Here is a 16,388-nt window from a genome sequence, read left to right on the forward strand (position 1 = left end):
CGGCGAGGCCTGCCTCGGCTCGGCTCGGCGAGGTCAGTCGCGGTCGTGTTCGCCGTCGGTGACCTGGCGGGGCGCCGTGTCGACCTCGTCGTCGATCGGCATCTCGAGCCGTTCGCGTTCGACCTGGACCCGCTTCGCCCCACGGCTGGTCACCTGCTCGGCGACGATGGCCACGACGCAACCGACGGCCCCGCCGATGGTGAGCCCCCAGAGCGAGATGTACCCGTAGGTCTGCGCGACGCCCTCGCCCGAGTCGAACGGGAAGAGCGAGGTGACTATCAGCGACACGACCACGCCGAGCGCCGCACCCATGATCAAGAACACGGGCACCTTGGGAGCCCGGCGCACGGTGACCTCGTCACGTTCGACGATCGACTCGACTGCGCGATCGGCGGAGGGCTCGACGACGGGCTCGGGTCGCTGCTGGTCGTCGGGTGCGTTCGTCACCCGCCCATCATCCCAGAGGAGGCCGACCACCGCCGCCGCCCCTCTCGACGTCGAGCAGGGCCCTGGCAGGGCGACCACGGCGGAGGCACCGCCGAGGAGGCGCGGGTCAGCCCCGCTGCCAGGCGATCGGCACGTAGCCGGTCAGGTCCGCCCTGCTGCCGGAGGCCGACACGAGGGCCCCGGCCCGCGCCTCCTGCCAGCTGAGATCGCCGGTGGCGAGTCGCACGAAGGTGGCGGCGTCGGTCTCGACGACGTTCGGCGGCGTGCCTCGCGTATGACTGAGTCCTTCGCGGAACTGCACCGCGCCGAACGGTGGGACGCGCACCTCGACCGTCGCGCCGGGTTCGCCGTCGGCGAGCACCTGCAGCAACCAACGGACGGCCATGGCGGTCACCGGCCGTGGCGCGGTCTCGTCGGCGGCGAGCGCCGCCCGCACCTCGCCCACCGCGGCCGATCCCGCCGCGTCCTCGATCCGTGCCCTGGCCATGCGCCCACGCTACCCGCGCCTCCTCGTCGCGCCCCGCTCCGGCCCGCCCGCCCCGGCCCGGCCCGCCCGCGCCAGCCCTCCCCGGCCCGGGCGACGGACTCGGCATCGCCGCACGCCCTCGGTAGGCTGTGGCGCGTGCGAATCCTCGTCCTCGGTTCCGGTGCTCGCGAGCACGCCATCATCACCGCCCTGCTGCGCGAAGACGCGGGCCACGAGATCACCGCGGCCCCCGGCAACGCGGGCATCGCCGACCAGGTCGGCATCGTGCACCTCGACCCGTCGAACGGCGCCGTCGTCACCGAGTACGCCCTCGAGAACGACGTCGAGCTGGTCGTCGTCGGTCCCGAGGCACCGCTCGTCGCCGGTGTCGCCGACGCCCTCCGCACCCGGGGCATCCCCGTCTTCGGGCCGGGCAAGAAGGCCGCGGCGCTCGAGGGCAGCAAGACCTTCGCGAAACGCATCATGGACGAAGCCGGCGTACCGACCGGGCGGGCCACGCGCGTGGGCACCCTCGACGAGGCCCTCGGCGTGCTCGACGACTTCGGCTCCCCGTACGTCGTCAAGGCCGACGGGCTGGCGGCCGGCAAGGGCGTCCTCGTCACCGACGATCGCGACGCGGCGGTCGAGCACACCACCTACTGGCTGCAGCACGGGCCCGTCCTCGTCGAGGAGTTCCTCGAGGGTCCCGAGGTCTCCCTGTTCTTCCTCAGCGACGGCCACACGGTCGTGCCGCTCAGCCCCGCGCAGGACTACAAGCGCCTGCTCGACGGCGACGCCGGTCCCAACACGGGCGGCATGGGTGCCTACTCGCCACTGCCCTGGCTCGCCGACCGCTTCGGCAGCGAGAAGGACTTCGTCGACGAGGTCCTCGACGCCATCGCCACCCCGACGGTGCGGCAGCTCGAGTCCGAGGGCACGCCGTTCATCGGCCTCCTCTACGCCGGGCTCATCCTGACCGAGCGGGGCGTGCGCGTCATCGAGTTCAACGCCCGGTTCGGCGACCCCGAGACGCAGGTCGTCCTGCCCCGTCTGGTCACGCCGCTCAGCGGGCTGCTGCTCGCCGCGGCGACCGGATCGCTGGGCAACCACGAGTCGCCGCGGTTCTCGCCCGACGTCGCGGTGACCGTGGTCCTCGCGAGCGAGGGCTACCCCGAAGGCGCCGTGAGCGGTCGCCCGCTGCGGGGTCTCGACGACGCGACCGCCGTCGCCGGGGTCCACGTCGCGCACGCCGCGACGGCTCGCCTCGACGACCAGCTCATCGCCACCGGAGGGCGCGTGCTCAGCGTCGTCGCCGAGGGGGCCGACTTCACCGAGGCCCGGGGTCGCGTCTACGAGGCCCTCTCCCGCATCGAGCTCGAGGGCGGCCAGTACCGCCACGACATCGCCGAGCGGGTCGCCCGATGACCGCCCCCGACGGCACGACGCCCTCCGCCTCCGACCTCGACGCCGCCCCTCGCCACCTCGACGGGTGGACGCCGGTGTACTCGGGCAAGGTCCGCGACCTCTACGTCCCGGCACCGGTCGCCGGCTCGGTCGGCGACGCCGCCACCCTCGCCGACACCGAGTACGTGCTCGTCGTCGCGAGCGATCGGGTCAGCGCCTTCGACCACGTGCTCGAGCCCGGCATCCCGGGCAAGGGCGCCCTGCTCACGCAGCTCAGCCTCTGGTGGTTCGCCCAGCTCACCACCGTGCCCAACCACCTCGTCGACCCGACCACCGCCCCCGTCTCGCTGCCCGCGCAGGTCCGGGACCGCGCCATGCTCGTGAAGCCGCTCGACATGTTCCCCGTCGAGTGCGTCGTCCGCGGATACCTGGTCGGCAGTGGCTGGGCCGAGTACCGCGAGCACGGCACCGTCTGCGGCATCCCGCTGCCCGAGGGACTGTCGAACGGCGACCGGTTGCCCGAACCGATCTACACCCCGGCGTACAAGGCTCCGCTCGGCGAGCACGACGAGAACATCTCGTTCGAGCGCACCGTCGAACTCGTGGGGGCCGAGACCGCGGCGGCCCTGCGCGACCGGTCGCTCGAGATCTACCGTCTGGCGTCGGACGTGGCCGAGGCCCGGGGGGTCGTCCTCGCCGACACGAAGTTCGAGTTCGGCGCCGACCGGGCCACGGGCGAGATCACCCTGGGCGACGAGGTCCTCACGAGCGACAGCAGTCGCTTCTGGGACGCCGAGGTCGACGCCTCGGGCGACCGCACCCAGAGCTTCGACAAGCAGATCGTCCGCGACTGGCTCTCCGCGCACTGGGACGGCACGGGCGAGGCCCCCGCCCTGCCCGACGACATCGTCGCCCGCACCTCCGCCCGCTACCGCGAACTGATCGAGCGCCTGACCGCCCGCTGACCCGGCCCCACACCGCGTTTCGTGCACGGCACCGCATCGAGATCCGGTGCCGTGCACGGAACGCGGTGCGCCGTCGGTCGGGAATGCCCGGCCCGAGCGGCCGGTTCCTGTCGATGACACGTCACCGACCCGGTGACCACCCGACCAGACCGAGGGCCCCCATGACCGACACCTCCGCGACCGACGCGACGCGCGCCTCCTCGTCCGACCTGCTCGCCGCCGACACCGGCATGGGAGCCGTCACCCTGCGGGTCGCCGACCTCGACGCGATGACCGCGTACTACCGCGACGCGGTCACCCTCACGGTGCTGACCGCCGAGCCGGACGTGGGCCGCGTGGTGCTCGGTCGAGGGGCGACCCCGATCGTCATCCTCGAGCACGCTCCCGAGCTGAAACACGCCGGGCCGCGTGACGCCGGCCTCTTCCACACGGCGATCCTGTTCGAGACCGAGGCCGACCTCGCCGCCGCCGTCTACAGCGTCGCGACCCGTCACCCCGGCACGTTCACCGGCAGTGCGGACCACCTCGTCAGCAAGGCGTTCTACTTCACCGATCCCGAGGGCAACGGCATCGAGCTCTACTGGGACCGCAGCCGCAGCGAGTGGTCCTGGACCCACGGCCAGGTCGACATGGCCACCCTCGCCCTCGACCCGAACGCGTTCGTGCAGCAGAACGTCACCGAGGAGGCGCTGGCCGGCTCGGCATCCCGTCCCGCCACGGTCGGCCACGTCCACCTGAGCGTGGGCGACGTCGAGTCGGCCCACCGGTTCTACGTCGAGCAGCTCGGCTTCGAGACGACGACGCGCTTCGGGCCGCAGGCACTGTTCGTCAGCGCGGGCGGCTACCACCACCACATGGCGATGAACACCTGGAACAGCGCCGGCGCCGGGCGCCGTCAGCTGGCGCTGGGCCTCGGCCTGGTGCGCATCGAGGTGCCGACGGCCGACGACCTGGGCGCCCTCGGCGAGCGCCTCGGGCACCACGGCGTCACCACCCGCGACGACGGGCGTGTGCTCGGGTTCGACGATCCCTGGTCGAACCAGCTCCAGGTGACCGTCCGACCGCAGTCGGCCTAGCCCTCGGTCGCAGGCTCCCTCGGCGCTGGCGTCGCAGAGCCGCTGGCGCGGCTCCCTCGGCGACGCCGATGGCTACGGTGGTGAGCATGCCTGCAGCCGACTCCCCCACCTTCTCCACGACCCCCGAGGGCGACCTCACGCTCGACGACCACGAGGCCGTCGCGGCGATGCTCGCCCGGGCCTTCCCGAGCTACGACCACTGGTACGCCGGGGCTCGCAGCTGGGCGGGCATGCAACCCGAGCTGCGGGTCGTCGCGCGTCAGGGCGACGTCGTGGTCGCGCACGCCGGTCTGCGACGTCAGTTCGTCACCGTCGGCGACGCCGACCTGCTCGTCACCGCGGTGGGCATGGTCGCGGTCTCACCGGCCGTCCAGGGCACCGGCCTCGGGGGCGAGCTGTTGCGCCGGGTGGACGCGGCGCTGACGTCGCTCGACAGCGGCTTCGGCGTGCTCGAGACCGGGGACGACGTCCAGGGCTTCTACCGACGCGGCGGGTGGCTGCCGCTCGACGGTCTCACGGCGCACTACACGGCGTTCAGCGCCGACGGCGCCGGCGTGCTGGTCACCCAGGACCACGGCTGGCTGCTCCGCGAGGGCACGCGCACCCTCGCCGACTGGCCGCAGGGCGAGCTGCACTGGAACGGCCAGATGGTCTGACCCGCGCGGCACCCGAGACCGCGCGGAACCCGGAGACGCCGAGGAGGCGCGGTGACCGACGAACGGTCACCGCGCCTCCTGCGGTCTGTCGCGGCTCGCGGCTACGCCGGGACGCCGACCTCGGCCGGGTCCTCGTTCGAACCGGGAGCCTCGGGCTCGACGCCCTTGCGGACGCGCAGGCCCAGGGTGGGGTCGACGTTGGTCCAGTACTCGTAGACCCGCTCGCGCAGGGCGGGCTGGGTGACCTTCGAGACGTGGCCCACGATGTTCTGCACCAGGCGGTCGCGCTCCTCGTCGTCGAGCACCTCGCGGACGAGCGTGCCGGCCTGGCCGAAGTCGTCGTCCTCGGGGTGCAACGTCACGGACGAGCGGACGAGCTCGCCGTCGCTCTCCCAGCCACCGGTGTCACCGGCGGCCTGCGGGTCCGCCGCGGGACCGCCGACCGAGTTCGGTGCGTAGACCGGCGCCGTCGCCTCGCTGAAGTGGTACCGCGCGGCACCGTCCTTCGAGTACGAGTGCACCTCGGTCTTGGGCGTGTTCACCGGCAGCTGCTGGTGGTTGACGCCGATGCGGTAGCGGTGGGCGTCCGCGTAGCTGAAGATGCGGGCGAGCAGCATCTTGTCGGGGCTGGTCGCGATGCCGGGGACGAAGTTCGACGGGGCGAACGCGGCCTGCTCGATCTGCGCGAAGTAGTTCTCGGGGTTGCGGTTCAGCGTCATGGTGCCGACCTCGATGAGCGGGTAGTCCGCGTGCGGCCACACCTTCGTCAGGTCGAACGGGTTGAAGCGGTACGTGGCCGCCTCGTCGTAGGGCATGACCTGCACCGACAGCGTCCAGGTGGGGAAGTCGCCGCGGTCGATGGCCTCGGAGAGGTCGCGGATGTGGAAGTCGGCGTCCTCTCCCGCGATGCGGTCGGCGTCGTCCTGCGTGAGGATCTTGTTGCCCTGGTTCGTCTTGAAGTGGTACTTGACCCAGAAGCGCTCGCCCTCGGCGTTGATCCACTGGTAGGTGTGCGAACCGAAGCCGTCCATGTTGCGCCACGAGGCGGGGAGGCCGCGGTCGCCCATCAGCCAGGTGACCTGGTGCGCCGACTCGGGCGAGAGCGTCCAGAAGTCCCACTGCATGTCGTGGTCGCGCAGGTGCGAGCCGGGCAGGCGCTTCTGCGAGTGGATGAAGTCGGGGAACTTGATGCCGTCGCGGATGAAGAAGACGGGCGTGTTGTTGCCCACGAGGTCGTAGTTGCCCTCGCTCGTGTAGAACTTCAGCGCGAAGCCACGGGGGTCGCGCCACGTGTCGGGGCTGCCCTGTTCTCCGGCGACGGTCGAGAAGCGGGCGAGCATCTCGGTCTCGACACCGGGCTGGAAGAGCGCGGCGCGGGTGTAGCGCGAGACGTCGGCCGTCGTGACGAACGTGCCGAAGGCGCCGCCGCCCTTGGCGTGGACGATGCGCTCGGGCACCTTCTCGCGGTTGAAGTTGGCGAGCTTCTCGACCAGCTTGTGGTCGTGCAGGACGATCGGGCCGTCGGCGCCGACCGACTGCGAGAACTCGTCACTGGCGGCGGGGGCGCCGTTGTCGGTGGTGGTGATCTTCTTGGCGTCGGTCATGTGTCCTCTTTCGTTCGTGGTTCGTCGTCGTGTGAGATCAGGGGGGCGGGCCGGTCAGGCCGCCGGGACGGCCGCGTCCACGCGGTCGGACGAGGAGGCGCGGGTCGGCTCGTCGCCCTCCCCACCCTCGGACTCGGCCGCCCGGCAGGCCGGGCACAGGCCCCAGAAGGTCACCTCGGCGGTCTGCACGAGGTACCCCGAGTCGTGCGAGGGGGTGAGGCAGGGGGCGTGGCCGACGACGCAGTCCACGTCGGCGACCGAGCCGCACACCCCGCAGACCACGTGGTGGTGGTTGTCACCCGTCCTCAGCTCGTAGAGCGCTGCCGAGCCCGCGGGTTCGATGCGACGCACCAGCCCGGCACCGGTCAGCGCGTTGAGGACGCCGTAGACCGCCTGCACCGACGTGCCGGGCAGGTCGAGGGCGACCCGGGCGAAGACCTGCTCGGCGGCCGCGTGGGGCGACGGCTCGAGGGCGCGCAACACGGCGAGCCGGGGCTCGGTCACGCGCAACCCGGCGGAGCGCAGTGCCTCGCGGGGGTCGTCGGTCGGATGGGTCATGCATCAAGTGAACCACTCTTTTGATCAGATCAAAACAATCCGGGCCACCTCGGAGGACGTTCCCTGGTTCGGCGCGCCGCACCTGTGGACAACCACACCCGAGCGGCCACGGGTCGCTACCGTCGTCGACATGAGCACCGCCGCCCCGACACCGCCGTCCGTCGTCGTCCCCCCGGGCCGCGACCTCGTGGTGGATCTCGCCCGCGTCTTCTGCGTCCTGCTGGTCGTCGCGATCCACGTGATGATGGTCGGTGTCGCCGTCGACGCGACGGGCGCCGTCGTGGCGAACCGTCCCCTGCAAGAGCAGTCCTGGTTCCCGCTCTCGACGTGGGCCGGGCAGATCATGCCGCTCTTCTTCGTGGTGGGCGGGTTCGCCAGCGCCACGGCCTGGGCCGGGGCACGGCGCCGCGGCGCCGACGCCGGCGACTTCGTCCGCGGTCGCCTCCTGCGCCTCGCCCGGCCCGCGAGCGCGGTCTTCGTCGTCCTCGCGATCGCCCTCGCCGTCGCGACCCTGCTCGGTGCCGATCCCGAACTGCTCGACGTCGTGGCGACCGGTGTGGGCTCCCCGTTCTGGTTCCTCGCCGCCTACGGCATCACGCAGCTGCTCGTGCCGGTGATGGCCCGGCTGCACACGACCCGCCCGTGGGCGACGCTGTTCGTCCTGGTGGTCGCCGCGGTCCTGGTCGACGCGGTGCGGTACGGCACCGGCGTCACGGCCGTCGGCCTCCTCAACCTCGCCTTCGTGTGGCTCTTCGTGCAGCAGCTCGGCTTCGCCTACGCCGACGGGCTGTTCCGTCGGACCCCTCGGGCCGTGCTGCTCGTCGTCGCCGTCGTGGCGTACGCCTCGCTGGTCCCGCTGACGACGGCCGGGCCGTGGTCGGACGACATGCTGAGCAACCTCAACCCGCCGACGGTGCCGCTCATGGTGCTCGGGGTGGCGCAGATCTGCGTCCTGTCGCTCGTGCACCCCGCCCTGGCGCGTCTCATGTCCACGTCGGCGGCCCGCGCCGTCGTGTTCGCCGTCGGCAGCCGCGGCATGACCATCTACCTCTGGCACCTCCCGCTGTTGATCGCCGTGCTCGGGGTCCTCTTGGCCGTGGGCGGGCCGCTCCCCCAACCCTCGACCGCCACCTGGTGGTGGACGCGCCTCCCGATCTGGGCCCTCGTCATCGGGCTGACCTGCCTGGTCTCGCTGGCGACCGCCCGGTTCGAGCTGCCGCCGCGAGCGTTCGCCGAGGGGCGGCGCCGCGCCTCCTGGTGGTCGATCGGGGTGGCGGCGGTGCTCGCCATCGGGCCGCCGTTCGACGTGATGCACGAGGGCCTCGACCTGCGCAACGCGATCGCGGGCGCGATCTGCCTGCCCCTGGCCGTCTGGCTGCTCGGCCGGTCGCGCCCCGACGTCGACCCGGAGTCCGCCCTGAGGGCCGCCGACAGACCCGCGGACGCAGCCCACACGGGGTAGACGCCCGGCCGACGGGGGGCTCGGCCGGGCGTCCGGCGGTCTCGGAGCGGATCAGGAACCCCGGGACCGGACGCGGAACAGAAGGCCCGATCACGAGGCCCGCGCTCTGTCCGCTGAGAACACTCTGCGGCGCGAACCAATGATCCGGCTGACAGGTGGCCCGCATTCCGCTGACCATCGCCGCGACGGCCGATGCCTCCACGACGACGGCACCACCAGGAGGCGCGCGCGGCTGCCGTAGACTCGTCGCGTCCACCCGTTGACGCCTCTGCAGGAGTAAACCAGTGCCCACAATCGTCGTCGAGGTCATGCCCAAGGCTGAACTGCTCGACCCCCAGGGCAAGGCTGTCGCCGGTGCCCTCTCCCGTCTCGGCAAAGGGGCGTTCACCGACGTCCGCATCGGCAAGCGCTTCGAGGTCACGGTCGAGGGCGAGGTGACCGACGCCGTCCTCGCGGACGTCCGCGAGCTCGCCGACGACATGTTCTCGAACTCGGTCATCGAGGACGTCGTCTCGATCACCGTCGCCGACGCTCCCGCCGCCCTCTGATGCGCGTCGGCGTCGTCACCTTCCCAGGCTCCCTCGACGACCGTGACGCGCAGCGCGCGGTCCGACTCGCGGGCGGCGAGCCCGTCGCCCTCTGGCACGGCGACCACGACCTGAAGGGCGTCGAGGCGATCATCCTGCCCGGCGGCTTCAGCTACGGCGACTACCTGCGTGCCGGCGCGATCGCCTCCTTCTCGCCGATCATGGCCGACGTGGTCGACGCCGCGAATGCGGGCATGCCCGTCCTCGGCATCTGCAACGGCTTCCAGATGCTCGCCGAGGCCCGCCTGATCCCGGGGGCGCACACCCGCAACGCGCACCAGCAGTTCATCCGCCGCGACCAGCGTCTCGTCGTCGAGAACGCCCGCACCGACTGGACGAACGGCTTCACCGAGGGGCAAGAGATCACCATCCCCCTCAAGAACGCGGACGGGCGCTTCATCGCCGACGCCGAGACCATCAAGCGCATCGAGGGCGAGGGGCAGGTCGCCTTCCGCTACATCGGCGTGAACCCGAACGGGTCGATGGACGACATCGCCGGCGTCACCAATGCGCGCGGCAACGTCGTCGGCCTCATGCCGCACCCCGAGCACGCCGTCGAAGAGGGCTTCGGCCCCGACACCCCCGCCGCGATGTCGAGCGGCGTCGACGGCCTGACCTTCTTCACGTCCGTTCTCGAGAGGGCCCTCGCCAAGTGACCGACCAGACCGACCGCGCCCCGCACGACGCCGAGATGATCGACGTCCGCCCCGAGGGTCACGTGCCCGACACCGTGGCGAACGCCGCGGCGACGCCCGATCGCGAGCAGCCCTACGGCGCCCTCGGCCTGAAGGCCGACGAGTACGCGAAGATCCGCGAGATCCTGGGGCGTCGCCCCACGAGCGGTGAGCTCGCCATGTACTCGGTCATGTGGAGCGAGCACTGCTCCTACAAGTCGAGCAAGATCTACCTCCGGCAGTTCGGCCAGAAGGTCTCGCCCGCCATGAAGAAGAACCTCATGGTCGGCATGGGCGAGAACGCCGGAGTGGTCGACGTGGGGGGCGGCTGGGCCGTCACCTTCAAGGTCGAGTCGCACAACCACCCGAGCTACATCGAGCCGTTCCAGGGGGCGGCCACCGGCGTGGGCGGCATCGTCCGCGACATCATCTCGATGGGTGCCCGCCCCGTCGCGGTCATGGACCAGCTGCGCTTCGGCGACATCGACGCGGCGGACACGGCCCGCGTGGTCGACGGCGTCGTCGGTGGCATCAGCTTCTACGCCAACTGCCTCGGCCTGCCCAACATCGGCGGCGAGACCTACTTCGACGCCGTCTACCAGGGCAACCCCCTGGTCAACGCACTGGCCGTGGGCGTCCTGCGCCACGAAGACCTCCACCTGGCCAACGCCCGGGGCGTCGGCAACAAGGTGGTCCTGTTCGGTGCGCGCACCGGCGGTGACGGCATCGGCGGCGCCTCCATCCTCGCCTCCGACACGTTCTCGTCCGGCGGGCCCACCAAGCGTCCTGCCGTCCAGGTCGGCGACCCGTTCGCCGAGAAGGTGCTCATCGAGTGCTGCCTCGAGCTGTTCCGCGACGAACTGGTCGAGGGCATCCAAGACCTCGGGGCAGCCGGCATCAGCTGCGCCACGTCCGAGCTCGCCTCGAACGGCGACGGCGGAATGTTCATCGAACTCGACAACGTCCTGCTGCGCGACCCGTCGCTCACCGCCGAAGAGATCCTGATGAGCGAGAGCCAAGAACGCATGATGGCCGTCGTGCGTCCCGAGAAGCTCGACGCGTTCCTCGCGGTCGTGGCAAAGTGGGACGTCGAGACGAGCGTGCTCGGCGAGGTCACCGACACCGGCCGTCTCGTCATCAACTGGCACGGCGAAGAGATCGTCAACGTCGAGCCCCGCACGGTCGCCGTCGACGGCCCGGTGTACGAGCGTCCCGTCGCCTACCCCACGTGGATCGACGCCCTGCAGGCCGACAGCGCCTCGTCGCTGCCCCGCCCCACGGGCAACGCCGTTCTTCGCGAGCAGTTCCTCGAACTGCTCGGCTCGCCCAACCTGGCGGACAAGAGCTGGGTCACGAACCAGTACGACACCTACGTGCTGGGCAACACCGCGCTCAGCTTCCCCGACGACGGAGGCATGATCCGCGTCGACGAAGAGACCGGTCTCGGCTTCGCGATCGCGACCGACGCCAACGGGCGCTACTGCCAGCTCGACCCCAAGCAGGGCGCACGCCTCGCCCTGGCCGAGGCGTACCGCAACGTCGCCGTGACCGGTGCCGTGCCCGCCGCCGTGACCGACTGCCTGAACTTCGGCAGCCCGGAGGACCCCGAGGTCATGTGGCAGTTCTCGCAGGCCGTCGAGGGGCTGGCCGACGGGTGCCTCGAGCTCGAGATCCCGGTCACCGGCGGCAACGTGTCGTTCTACAACCAGACCGGCACGCGTCCGATCCACCCCACTCCCGTGGTGGGCGTCCTCGGCGTGATCGACGACGTCGCCAAGCGCATCCCGTCCGGCTGGCAGGACGAAGGCGACAACATCTACCTGCTCGGCACCACGGCGCTCGAGCTCGACGGATCGGCCTGGGCCGGCGTGGTCCACGACCACCTCGGCGGTCGACCGCCGGCGGTCGACCTCGCGGCCGAGGCGCAGCTCGCGCAGCTCCTGCACGCAGGTGGCGACCAGTCGTTGATCGCGGCGGCCCACGACCTGAGCGACGGCGGCCTGGCACAGGCGCTGGCCGAGGCCGTGCTGCGCTTCGGAGTCGGTGCTCGCGTCTGGCTGGGCGAGATCATCGAGCGGGACGGCATCGACGTCGCGACCGCCCTCTTCAGCGAGTCGACCGGTCGCGTGATCGTCTCGGTGCCCCGCGAGGACGACGTCCGCTTCCGCGGCCTCTGCGAGGGTCGTGGCTACCCGGTGGCCCGCATCGGCGTGACCGACGGCGAGTCGGGGTCGCTCGAGGTACAGGACGTCTTCACGGTGTCCATCGACGAGCTGGGCAGCACCCACCGTGGCACTCTGCCGGCCCGCTTCGGAGCCACCATCGGCGACTAGTCACCATCCTGCGACGACTCGAAGGCCCTCACCGCAGGTGAGGGCCTTCGAGGTCGTGGGAGGCAGAACCCCAAGGCTGCGCATCGTCTGCATGTAATATGTTTCATATGCCGACCCCGATCCTGTCCCCTGAGGCACCCCTCCGCGATCGCGAACACTTCTCGGGCATCCAGGGCCTCCGGTTCGTGGCAGCCCTCCTGGTGGTCGTCACCCACACCGTGTTCTACGCCCACGAACGACTCGACCCCTCGTTCCGCCCGTGGAGCTACGGATCGGTCGGGGTGGACGTCTTCTTCGCGATCAGTGGGTTCGTCATGATGCACACCGTCCGTCGCCTCGAGGGCACGCCGCGAGCCTGGGCCATCTTCGCGCGTCGCCGACTCGATCGCATCGTCCCGCTCTACTGGCTCGCGACGACCCTCAAGGTGCTGACGTTGGTACTCGTCCCTTCGGCCGTGCTGCACGCCACCCTCGAGCCGGCCAACACGCTCGGGTCGTACTTCTTCATCCCGACCCGCAACGCCGAAGGCAACATCGAACCCGTCCTCGGCGTCGGCTGGACCCTCGTCTTCGAGTGTGCGTTCTACGCCCTCGTGGCCCTGTGCCTGGCCCTCAGACTCAGAGTCCTGCCCACCGTCGGAGCGGTGCTCGTCACCTGCTCGGCGCTGTGGTGGGCCTTCGACGCCGCACGCCCGGCATGGGCGGTCTATTTCGACCCCATCGTCCTGTTCTTCCTCATCGGCATGGTGATCGCCGAGCTGACGCGTCCCGCCCGCCGTGGCTGGTTGTGGGCCGTGCTCGCGGTCTCCCTGGTGGCCCTGGCGGTCGTGCTCGCCACGTCCGTCGGAGACGGGGGCTTCGGGCGCAACGCACCAGCCCGATTCGCGGGCGTCACGGCTGTCGTGGCGGCGACGGTGCTGGCCGAAGGTCCCCTTCGCCGCGTGACGCCGACCTGGGTGCTCACCGGCGGTGCCGCGTCGTACGCGCTCTACCTGTTCCACCCCTTGGTGGCCCCGGCCGTGCCCGAGCTCTTCGCGCGCCTGGGTTGGATCGACGGCTGGCTGTCGGTCGCCGTGTCGGTTCCACTCCTGGTGGCCTTGTCGTTCGTCATCCACCGTCGCGTCGAGCGCCCCATCGCCAGGGTTCTCGCCCGACGAGGACGCGGCCCACGGCGCCCACTCGGCTCCGAGTCAGAAGAGCCCCAACCGGCCTAGCTGCTGACGCCCGACGGCACACCGACCACTCCGCCCGAGGCGCGAGGCGCGACGCGCGACGCGCGACGCGGGGACGATCGCGTTCGGCGAAGCCGAGAACGCCGTCGGAGGCGGACAGACAGGCCCGAACAGCAATTCCCCCGGGCCACAGGGCCGTCACGATGGCGTTCGGCGAAGCCGAACACGTCGCCGGAGGCGGACAGACAGGCCCGAACAGCAATTCCCCAGGGCCGAAAGGCCAGGGGGAACAAAGTTGCTGGGGTACCTGGACTCGAACCAAGAACAACTGAACCAGAATCAGTCGTGTTGCCAATTACACCATACCCCAATGATGACAACCGTCAGGTCTACATCACTGTCGGCCCATCATCTGGACCGACGTCTACTGTACAGCATCTGCCAGGTGTTCGAGGCCACCGATGAGGTCCCGGTTGATCACGGCAGCGACACGGGCGCCGTCGCCGGCGGCAACGATGAGTTGCTGGGGGCCGGGCGCGGTGCTCTCGCCGGCGGCGTACAGCCCGGGAACCGACGTGCGACCATGGTCGTCCACGACGAGCAGTCCGTCGCCGTCCAGGTCGGCCCCCGTCGCCGAGACGTAGTCCAGCGCAGCCGACCACTCCGGGCGGACGAAGCCACCGGCCCGAGGCACGACCGTGCCGTCCTCGAGCACGACGCCACGCATGCCGTCACGATCGCCGTCGATGCTCATGACGCGACGACGATCCACGGTGATCCCCCGGGCGGCCAACGCAGCCTCGTCCGCCGAGGTCACCACGTCCGAACCGTGCGTGAAGACGATGAGGTCGTCGGTCCACTGCGAGAGCAACAGGGCGCGGTCGACGAGGTCGGGGTGCTCACCGATCAGGGCGAGCGGCTGGTCACGCTTGTCGTACCCGTCGCACTCGATGCAGCTGTGGACGTACGTGCCGTAGAACGCTCGGAGTTGGGCGATCTCAGGCAGGGTCTCGCTCAGCCCCGTCGTCACCAGCACGGTCCCTGCCAGCGCGGACGACTCCTGCCCACGGAACGCGCACGAAATCTCGAACCCGCCGTCGACCGGGACGACGTTCGTCGCCAGGGTCTGCCGGTGTTCGGCCCCCTCGTACCCCAGGAACTCGTCGCGTCCGAGCTTGCGGAGCTCGAGCGGCGAGATGCCGTCGCGGGTGAGGTACCCGTGCGAGAGCAGCGTGGCGGAGTTCCGCGGCCGGTTGCTGTCGATCAGCACGACGCGTCGGCGGGCGCGGACGAGGTTGAGCGCGGCGCTCAACCCTGCGGGGCCGCCCCCGATGACAGCGACGTCGTAGCGTTCGGTCATGAGCGGTCGGCGAGAGCCGAGAGTCGGGCAAGGGTCGACTCGCGGCCGAGGATCTCCATCGACTCGAACAACGGCGGACTCACGCGACGCCCGGACAGCGCCACCCGCAACGGGCCGTAGGCCACGCGGGGCTTGAGGCCGAGTCCGTCGACGAGCGCCTCCTTGAGGGCCGCCTGGATCGACTCGTGCGTCCAGTCGGCCAGGCCCTCGAGGGCAGCCAAGGAGGCGCGCAGCACCTCGGTGGACCGCTCGCCCAGCGAGGCCAGCGCGTCGTCCTCGTGGACCAGGTCGTCGTCGGCGACGAACAAGAAGCCGAGCATGCCACGAGCCTCGGACAGGAGGGTCATGCGTTCTTGGACGAGGGGCGCCGCCTGCACGAGCACGGCACGCTCGGCCTCCGTCGGCGGAACGCTGACGACCCCGTCGAGGTAGGGCAGCAGTCGCTCGGTGAAGTCCCCAACGGACAGCAGTCGGATGTGGTCGCCGTTGATCGACTCGGCCTTCTTCACGTCGAACCGCGCGGGGTTCGGGTTCACGTCGACGACGTCGAACGCCGCGACCATCTCGTCGATCGAGAACACGTCCCGATCGTGAGTCAAGGACCACCCCAGGAGCGCCAGGTAGTTGACGAGGCCCTCGGGGATGAAGCCGCGGTCTCGGTGGTGGAACAGGTTGGACTCGGGATCGCGCTTCGAGAGCTTCTTGTTGCCGTCACCCATGACATAGGGCAGATGGCCGAACCGAGGGACGAACGTGGTGATGCCGAGCTCGACCAGCGCCTCGTAGAGGGCGATCTGGCGGGGAGTGGACGAGAGGAGGTCCTCACCGCGCAGGACGTGGGTGATGCCCATCAGAGCATCGTCCAGCGGGTTCACGAAAGTGTAGAGAGGCACTCCGTTCGGTCGGACGACGACGAAGTCGCTGAACGATCCCGCCGGGAACGTGATCTCACCACGGACGAGGTCGTCGAAGCTGAGGTCGCGGTCGGGCACTCGCAACCGGAGCGCCGGCTGACGCCCCTCGGCTCGGAACGCCGCACGTTGCTCGTCGCTCAGCTCACGCTCGAAGTTGTCGTAACCCTGCTTGGGGTCTCGACCGTTGGCGATGTTGCGAGCCTCGATCTCCTCACCCGTGGCGAAACTCTCGTAGAGAAGCCCCCGCTCGAGCAGCTGATCGATGACCCCGCGATAAATGTCGTGGCGCTGAGACTGACGGTAGGGGCCATGAGGCCCACCCGCGTCGACGCCCTCGTCCCAATCGATCTTGAGCCAGCGCAGGCCGTCGAGGATCTGCTCGTAGCTCTCTTCGCTGTCTCGGGCCGCATCGGTGTCTTCGATGCGGAAAACGAGCTTGCCACCCGTGTGTCGGGCGTAGGCCCAGTTGAAGAGGGCGGTGCGGATGAGGCCGACATGCGGCGTTCCGGTGGGCGAGGGGCAGAACCGCACGCGCACGTCGGTGCCGGTGGCGGTGGAGAAGGGAGCTGACATCGCTGACGATCTTACCGGGGTTGGTGGGTGGATCAGCGTTAAACGCAGAAAGGCCCCTTCCGAGGAAGGGGCCTTTCTGGTGTTTCGTGTGCTGTTCGCACTAAAAGGAGTCCGGCGGTGTCCTACTCTCCCACAAG

15 protein-coding genes and 1 tRNA gene are annotated in these 16,388 nt (G+C 70.5%); 9 read left to right on the forward strand and 7 right to left on the reverse strand.

Going from position 1 to position 16,388, the window contains the following annotated elements; genetic code table 11:
* Positions 1–33: 33 nt before the first annotated feature.
* A complete protein-coding gene (locus tag QRN23_RS12945; RefSeq protein WP_285063748.1) occupies positions 34–447 on the reverse strand; it encodes a hypothetical protein in 414 nt (137 codons plus the stop codon).
* Positions 448–553: 106 nt separating this feature from the next.
* A complete protein-coding gene (locus QRN23_RS12950; protein ID WP_123572021.1) occupies positions 554–934 on the reverse strand; it encodes a sterol carrier family protein in 381 nt (126 codons plus the stop codon).
* A gap of 135 nt (positions 935–1,069) precedes the next feature.
* On the opposite strand from QRN23_RS12950, the gene purD reads away from it, so the two are divergent.
* The 4 genes from purD (at position 1,070) to QRN23_RS12970 (ending at position 5,014) form a co-directional block, all read left to right on the forward strand.
* Entirely contained in the window at positions 1,070–2,338 is a 1,269-nt protein-coding gene (gene purD, locus QRN23_RS12955; RefSeq protein ID WP_285063750.1) for a phosphoribosylamine--glycine ligase, read from the forward strand.
* On the forward strand, positions 2,335–3,282 hold the full coding sequence (locus QRN23_RS12960) for a phosphoribosylaminoimidazolesuccinocarboxamide synthase (protein ID WP_285063752.1): 948 nt from the start codon (positions 2,335–2,337) through the stop codon (positions 3,280–3,282). Before purD ends, QRN23_RS12960 begins: the two co-directional genes overlap by 4 nt.
* Before the next feature lie 161 nt (positions 3,283–3,443).
* Entirely contained in the window at positions 3,444–4,358 is a 915-nt protein-coding gene (locus QRN23_RS12965) for a VOC family protein (protein ID WP_233568549.1), read from the forward strand.
* 86 nt (positions 4,359–4,444) lie between these two features.
* Positions 4,445–5,014 (forward strand): GNAT family N-acetyltransferase, encoded by a 570-nt coding sequence (locus tag QRN23_RS12970; RefSeq protein ID WP_123572046.1) that lies wholly within the window; start codon positions 4,445–4,447, stop codon positions 5,012–5,014.
* A 101-nt stretch (positions 5,015–5,115) separates the two neighbouring features.
* Here QRN23_RS12970 and QRN23_RS12975 read toward each other — a convergent pair whose 3' ends face one another.
* Both QRN23_RS12975 and QRN23_RS12980 read right to left on the reverse strand, forming a co-directional pair.
* Positions 5,116–6,618, reverse strand: a complete 1,503-nt coding sequence (locus QRN23_RS12975; protein ID WP_056049517.1) for a catalase — start codon at positions 6,616–6,618, stop codon at positions 5,116–5,118.
* 54 nt (positions 6,619–6,672) lie between these two features.
* Complete coding sequence (locus tag QRN23_RS12980; RefSeq protein ID WP_277960105.1) at positions 6,673–7,176, reverse strand: Fur family transcriptional regulator; 504 nt, start codon at positions 7,174–7,176, stop codon at positions 6,673–6,675.
* 130 nt (positions 7,177–7,306) lie between these two features.
* Between QRN23_RS12980 and QRN23_RS12985 the strand changes: the two genes are divergently transcribed.
* The 5 genes from QRN23_RS12985 (at position 7,307) to QRN23_RS13005 (ending at position 13,446) form a co-directional block, all read left to right on the forward strand.
* Entirely contained in the window at positions 7,307–8,638 is a 1,332-nt protein-coding gene (locus QRN23_RS12985) for an acyltransferase family protein (protein WP_277960106.1), read from the forward strand.
* A gap of 284 nt (positions 8,639–8,922) precedes the next feature.
* The gene (gene purS, locus QRN23_RS12990) at positions 8,923–9,186 is read left to right on the forward strand and encodes a phosphoribosylformylglycinamidine synthase subunit PurS (protein WP_043597439.1); all 264 of its coding nucleotides are present in this window, start codon (positions 8,923–8,925) and stop codon (positions 9,184–9,186) included.
* A complete protein-coding gene (gene purQ, locus QRN23_RS12995; protein ID WP_277960107.1) occupies positions 9,186–9,881 on the forward strand; it encodes a phosphoribosylformylglycinamidine synthase subunit PurQ in 696 nt (231 codons plus the stop codon). The genes purS and purQ overlap by 1 nt, the downstream gene beginning before the upstream one ends.
* 35 nt (positions 9,882–9,916) lie before the next feature.
* Entirely contained in the window at positions 9,917–12,232 is a 2,316-nt protein-coding gene (purL, locus tag QRN23_RS13000; protein WP_285063760.1) for a phosphoribosylformylglycinamidine synthase subunit PurL, read from the forward strand.
* Positions 12,233–12,339: 107 nt separating this feature from the next.
* Positions 12,340–13,446 (forward strand): acyltransferase family protein, encoded by a 1,107-nt coding sequence (locus tag QRN23_RS13005; RefSeq protein ID WP_285063753.1) that lies wholly within the window; start codon positions 12,340–12,342, stop codon positions 13,444–13,446.
* A 256-nt stretch (positions 13,447–13,702) separates the two neighbouring features.
* Here the strand turns inward: QRN23_RS13005 and QRN23_RS13010 are convergent.
* The 3 genes from QRN23_RS13010 to gltX form a co-directional block, all read right to left on the reverse strand.
* Positions 13,703–13,774, reverse strand: a tRNA-Gln gene (locus tag QRN23_RS13010).
* Positions 13,775–13,828: 54 nt separating this feature from the next.
* Entirely contained in the window at positions 13,829–14,764 is a 936-nt protein-coding gene (locus QRN23_RS13015; RefSeq protein ID WP_055978131.1) for an NAD(P)/FAD-dependent oxidoreductase, read from the reverse strand.
* Positions 14,761–16,251, reverse strand: a complete 1,491-nt coding sequence (gene gltX, locus QRN23_RS13020) for a glutamate--tRNA ligase (RefSeq protein ID WP_285063754.1) — start codon at positions 16,249–16,251, stop codon at positions 14,761–14,763. The genes QRN23_RS13015 and gltX overlap by 4 nt, the downstream gene beginning before the upstream one ends.
* Between the last annotated feature and the right edge of the window lie 137 nt (positions 16,252–16,388).

Source organism: Frigoribacterium sp. ME-P-080 (genome assembly GCF_030209595.1).
In the GTDB taxonomy this organism is placed as follows: Bacteria; Actinomycetota; Actinomycetes; order Actinomycetales; family Microbacteriaceae; genus Frigoribacterium.

Coding starts and splice junctions, on each gene's coding strand:
- QRN23_RS12950 (WP_123572021.1), bottom strand. CDS start 934: ATGGCCAGGGCACGGATCGAGGACGCGGCGGGATCGGCCGCGGTGGGC.
- QRN23_RS12965 (WP_233568549.1), top strand. CDS start 3,444: ATGACCGACACCTCCGCGACCGACGCGACGCGCGCCTCCTCGTCCGAC.
- QRN23_RS12970 (WP_123572046.1), top strand. CDS start 4,445: ATGCCTGCAGCCGACTCCCCCACCTTCTCCACGACCCCCGAGGGCGAC.
- purL (WP_285063760.1), top strand. CDS start 9,917: ATGATCGACGTCCGCCCCGAGGGTCACGTGCCCGACACCGTGGCGAAC.
- QRN23_RS13005 (WP_285063753.1), top strand. CDS start 12,340: ATGCCGACCCCGATCCTGTCCCCTGAGGCACCCCTCCGCGATCGCGAA.
- QRN23_RS12985 (WP_277960106.1), top strand. CDS start 7,307: ATGAGCACCGCCGCCCCGACACCGCCGTCCGTCGTCGTCCCCCCGGGC.
- purQ (WP_277960107.1), top strand. CDS start 9,186: ATGCGCGTCGGCGTCGTCACCTTCCCAGGCTCCCTCGACGACCGTGAC.
- QRN23_RS12975 (WP_056049517.1), bottom strand. CDS start 6,618: ATGACCGACGCCAAGAAGATCACCACCACCGACAACGGCGCCCCCGCC.
- QRN23_RS12960 (WP_285063752.1), top strand. CDS start 2,335: ATGACCGCCCCCGACGGCACGACGCCCTCCGCCTCCGACCTCGACGCC.
- QRN23_RS13015 (WP_055978131.1), bottom strand. CDS start 14,764: ATGACCGAACGCTACGACGTCGCTGTCATCGGGGGCGGCCCCGCAGGG.
- QRN23_RS12980 (WP_277960105.1), bottom strand. CDS start 7,176: ATGACCCATCCGACCGACGACCCCCGCGAGGCACTGCGCTCCGCCGGG.
- gltX (WP_285063754.1), bottom strand. CDS start 16,251: ATGTCAGCTCCCTTCTCCACCGCCACCGGCACCGACGTGCGCGTGCGG.